The 4,499-nt window shown below is 68.5% G+C and carries 3 protein-coding genes and 2 pseudogenes; 1 reads left to right on the top strand and 4 read right to left on the bottom strand.

Features of this window, described 5'->3' with window-relative positions; translation table 11 throughout:
* From Q7W02_18315 to Q7W02_18305, 3 genes and pseudogenes are all read right to left on the bottom strand, one after another.
* Positions 1–249, bottom strand: a 249-nt coding sequence (locus tag Q7W02_18315) for a transcriptional regulator (GenBank protein ID MDO8478115.1), incomplete at its 3' end; no start/stop codon positions are given.
* A gap of 221 nt (positions 250–470) precedes the next feature.
* Positions 471–1,586, bottom strand: coding sequence for a tricarballylate utilization 4Fe-4S protein TcuB (tcuB, locus tag Q7W02_18310; protein MDO8478114.1), 1,116 nt, complete (start codon positions 1,584–1,586; stop codon positions 471–473).
* Positions 1,573–1,857, bottom strand: a pseudogene (locus Q7W02_18305) (FAD-binding protein). The gene tcuB and the pseudogene Q7W02_18305 overlap by 14 nt, the downstream one beginning before the upstream one ends.
* 128 nt (positions 1,858–1,985) lie before the next feature.
* Between Q7W02_18305 and Q7W02_18300 the strand changes: the two are divergent.
* A pseudogene (locus tag Q7W02_18300) lies at positions 1,986–2,645 on the top strand (PIG-L deacetylase family protein).
* A 4-nt stretch (positions 2,646–2,649) separates the two neighbouring features.
* Here the strand turns inward: Q7W02_18300 and Q7W02_18295 are convergent.
* Positions 2,650–4,227, bottom strand: a complete 1,578-nt coding sequence (locus Q7W02_18295) for a 4-hydroxyphenylacetate 3-hydroxylase N-terminal domain-containing protein (GenBank protein MDO8478113.1) — start codon at positions 4,225–4,227, stop codon at positions 2,650–2,652.
* Positions 4,228–4,499: the final 272 nt, after the last annotated feature.

Genomic DNA, 4,499 nt, shown 5'->3' with positions numbered 1-4,499 from the left:
GCGCGAGGCCGCGTCGTATTCCACGACGCCCGCCGTCGCCATGGCCGCCAGCCACTCGCGCACATAGCGCTCGTCCAGCCCGGCGCGCCCGGCGATCTCGCCGCTGGTGCCGGGCCCCTTCGCCGCGGCCTCGAACAGGCCCACCTGGTGGCCGACCTGCACCAGCAGGGTGAGCATCCCGCCCGTGTAGAAGCCGAAGAGCTTCCGGGCGAACTCCTGCGTGCGCTTCCGGTCAGGCGCCGTGTCCATCTTTCGCGGCCTTGAAGTGTTCGCGCGTCTTGTCGATGCAGCGCACGTGGCTCATGGCGCCTCCGGGTCGGTCGCGCCTATCATACGCCATCCTGGTGGTCGACGAGGGAAGGCTGGGGACGAGGCGCTCACGGTTGCGCTTCTGGGCCGCGCCGTGCCCGTCGTGCTCTCCGCCCAGAACCGCGGGACGATCGGCGCCCTCCTCTGAGGGGGTAGAGGAGTTAGTGGTGGGCGGAGGTTTGATCGGCGCGTTCCTCGAGGGAGTTCCTGATGAGCGCGGCGTAGCGGTAGAAGACGTGGGCGAACTTCCCGTAGGGCAGCGTGACGAACAGCGCCGCGACCACGCCGAGGTGGACGGCGAGCAGAATCCCCATCGCCGGCGTCTCTCTCAAGACCAGCAAGAGAAGCCCGGTGACGCTCGTCAGGAACAGCGCCATCAGGAACGTCACGTCCATCGAAACCATGCGCGGCTCGGCGGGCACGGCGTCGCTCCGTCGCTTCAAGTAGAGCAGACCGAGCGTCCCCGCCACCATCATGAGACCCCCGATCGTGCCGAGCGCGACGGGCCAGCTCAGGAGCGGATAGGGAGCCCTCCAGCGGAGGAAGTGGTCGTAGATCGCCGCCACCGTCGTCGAGGCAACGTCGAGGAGGAACCCGTAGAACACCAGGTGGTGGAGCCACCGCCGCGCGCTGGAGAACGCGGCGTCCGGGTAGTTGCACCCGTCGCCCCCGCCCCCGAGGTAGCGAAGGCTGAAAGCGTCGCGGGCGGCGCGCGCGAACGCTCGCGCATCGAGCAGGTCGACGATGCGCCCCCCAGTATCGCGCCAGAAGCGGACGGTGCCGATCAGGAACACCGCCAGCCCGTAGACCGCGAGCAGGAGAGCCGGCGCCACCATCGCCTCGTACGGGATCACCCGGTAGAACGCGCCCTCCCGCGCGTCCACGGAGAGGAGCACCCCCGGCCCTCTCAGGAGCAGCACGAGGAACAGGACGATGGCGACACAGACCGCGCTCGGGACGAGGGCGCCCGCGAGCCCGCGCCGGTAGAGGCCGGACAGAAGCCGCGGCCAGCCGTATTCGCGGTAGGTCTCCGTCCGCAGTTGGGCGAAGGTCTTGGGGACGTTGACGGCAAACTCGTGCGGCGGCGCGTACTGGCAGGCGTAGAAGCACCCGCGGCAATCGAAGCAGAGGTTCGCGAGGTACGTGAGGTCCGCCGGAGCGAAGCTCCGCCGTCGCTCCATCGCCGGGAAGACCGCGCAGTAGCCCTCGCAGTAGCGGCAGGCGTTGCAGATCACCAGCTGCCGCTCGGTCTCCTTGAGAAGCTCAGCGGAGGGCATGGTGCGCCGCCTCCCGTCCGGCGATCCGGCCGAACACGGTTCCGATCGTGAGACCGAACCCCGCGAGGTAGCCGCGGCCGAGGATGTTGCTGGCCATCACCTCGCCGGCGGCGAAGACGTTCGACGACGGCCGGCCGGCCTGCATGACCACGCGGGCGCACTCGTCCACCGTGACCCCGAGGTAGGTGAAGGTAATGCTCGGCCGGAGCGGGTACGCCCAGAACGGCGGGCGATCGATCGGCAGCGCCCAGTGGCTCTTCGGCGGATCGAGCGCGTGGCAGCGGCTCCTGGGGCGGCCAGTGTCTGAGTATGGGCGATTATGTCACGGGAACGGGGGCCCCGAGGGGGGCGGGCGGTGCCGGAGGGGGCTAGTGTTGGCTATCCTCCCCCGACGACGCCGAGATCGGCTCCGGAGGCGTCGTAGCGAGGTGGGTGGCCGCGGGTTGCGAGGTGACCTACGTGCTGTGCACCAACGGCGACGCGGGCACCGCCGACCGATCGCTGGCGCCGGACGAGCTCGCGAAGCGGCGGGCCGGGGAGCAGCGTGCCGCCGCAGACTTCATGGGCGTCCAGAACGTGGTCATGCTCGGCTATCCCGACGGCGAGCTCGAGGACACCCGGGAGGTCCTCGGGGACATCGTGCACGCCATCCGCCGGCACCGCCCGCACACGGTCTTCGTCCACGACCCGTACAAGATGAAGGGGTTTCAGCATCGCGACCACCGCAAGGCCGGGATCGCGACGACGGACGCCGTGTATCCCTTCGCGCGCGATCATCTGCACTTCCCCGAGCACATCACCCGCGACGGCCTCGAGCCCCACAAGGTGCGGGAGCTCTGGTACTGGGGCATGGACGAACCGGACGTGATCGTGGACGTGACCGGCTCGATCGACAAGCAGCTCGCCGCGCTCGTCCGCCACGAGAGCCAGATGCCCGGCTTCAACGTGCCTGCGGGCCAGACGATCGGCGAGCGGGTCAAGCGACACGCCGCGGAGCTGGCGGCGCCTTACGACTTCGAATACGGCGCGGTGTTCCGGCGCCTGATCGCGAGGCGGTAGGCCACTATCGCTCGTCACGCTTGACCGGCAGCGACGTAGCCGCGTAGGTCCCGGCCATGCCCCGGGTGTCGGGCTGATACGGAATGGGCGCGCCCGGATTGTCCAGCGAGACCGGGATGGGCTGCCCGTCGCGCCGGCCCAGCGCACGCTCGACAACCTCCAAGAGCGGCGCCTTGTCGTACTGCGTGTAGAAGCCCGCGGTGAGGCGGATCGGATCGCCGGAGTAGAAGCGCACGTACTGCGCCATGCGCTGGGCGAACGACTCGCCCGTGGCGTCCCACGCCAGCTTGAAGAGCGCGATGCGCTCCTCGGCCGGGACGCCCGCGCGCCCCCGCACGTAGCGGTCGATGTATGGTCGGATCTCGGGGCTGCCCAGGTCGGCCTCGCTCGGCGCGTAGAAGAACCCGCCGGCCGCCAGCGTCTGGACGATCTCGACGAAGCGGCTATAGATCTTTCCGGTCTGGAGATGAAAGGCGCGCAGACCGGGCCCACCCGGCACCCAGACGCCGTTCGGGAGCTGCTGCGCCATGGCCTCGGACCCGTAGAACACCGCGCGCGCCACCTCCATGTGGCTCAGCATCTCGCCCAGCTTCTCCTGGACGTGCAGGAAGCCCGTGATGCCGATGGCGTCCGCGACCTTCATGGCGAGTCCGCAGAAGAACTCGAGCTGGCTCAGCATCCGGGCCGTGGTCTGGACATTCAGGAGCGCGCCGAAGTCCGCGCCCAGGCCATTGATGATCCCGCCGCTGCCGGGGCTGCCGTCGACCATGACCCGGTCCCACGGGATGAGGACGTCATCGAACACGGCGATGCAGTCCATCTCCTCGAAGCGGCTCGACAGCGGATGGTCGAAGCGCGACCGGGGCAGCGGCGCGACCGTCTCGCGACAGATGAATGTGAGGCCCGGCGTGGCGGTGGGGATGCCGAAGACCAGGGCATAGGCATCGTCGCCCGGCGGCACGCCCCCGAAGGGAATGACGGCGACCTCCTCGGTGATGGGCGCCATGGTGCCCAGCATCTTCGCTCCGCGCACGACGATGCCCTCGCTGGTCTCGCGGACCCGGCCTAGGTGGAGGTACGGGTCCTCCTGCTGCGCCGAGGTCTTGGACCGGTCGATCTGCGGATTGATCAGCATGTGCGTGAGGAAGAGGTCGCGCTCGCGCACGTGCTCGTAGTAGCGCGTGGCGTTCTCCCCGAAGCGGGTGCCGGCGCGCGCGAATCGGTCGGCCATGAGGTGCCAGCCCGTGACGAACTGGTTCATGAAGTCTGGCGCCCGGCCCATGAAGCCGAAATTGTGGTCCGCGCGGAGCTTGAAGTGCTTGCGCTTCTTCACGAGATCTTCGCGCGTGCGGGGGATCAAGAACGACGTCGACACGGGCTCGCCCGTGCTCGGCGACGGATAGGTCATGATGTCCCGGTAGGTCGGGTCGCGCTGCATGTCGTACTGCTCGGCGATGGCGCGAATCGGCTCCTGGAAGATGGGCTCGGCGGTGACGTCGCGCACCCGCCGCCCGCCGAGATACACGCACGGGGCGCTCTTCTTCAGGGACTCGACGTAGTCCTGTCCGCTGCGAGCTGGCATGCTGTCCGTATCCTTTCGTCTGGGCGGTCCGCACCGAGGCCGCCGCATGCTGATACACTACCCGACGGCAAGCCGCTGTGGCATCGGCTCCTGGGGGCTCCTGGGGCGGCCAGTGTCTGAGTATGGGCGATTATTGAGTTTTGCGTAAGTAATAGAACACTCATTGCCACGGAGCCGACGGCAGATCCGACGAAAGCACGAAGGAGCGGAGCTTATCTCCGGAACGACGGACACGGCGAGTGCTGGCGTGTAGGTTGAGTCGAATGTCCTGT

Source organism: Candidatus Rokuibacteriota bacterium, from assembly GCA_030647435.1.
GTDB lineage: Bacteria > Methylomirabilota > Methylomirabilia > Rokubacteriales > CSP1-6 > AR37.
The sequence above is the reverse complement of the archived record's forward strand: the minus strand, read 5'-3'. Positions and strand labels throughout refer to the sequence as shown.

Bases quoted from the DNA above. Each gene is read 5' to 3' on its own strand.
- Q7W02_18295 (MDO8478113.1), bottom strand. From the start codon at position 4,227: ATGCCAGCTCGCAGCGGACAGGACTACGTCGAGTCCCTGAAGAAGAGC.
- tcuB (MDO8478114.1), bottom strand. From the start codon at position 1,586: ATGCCCTCCGCTGAGCTTCTCAAGGAGACCGAGCGGCAGCTGGTGATC.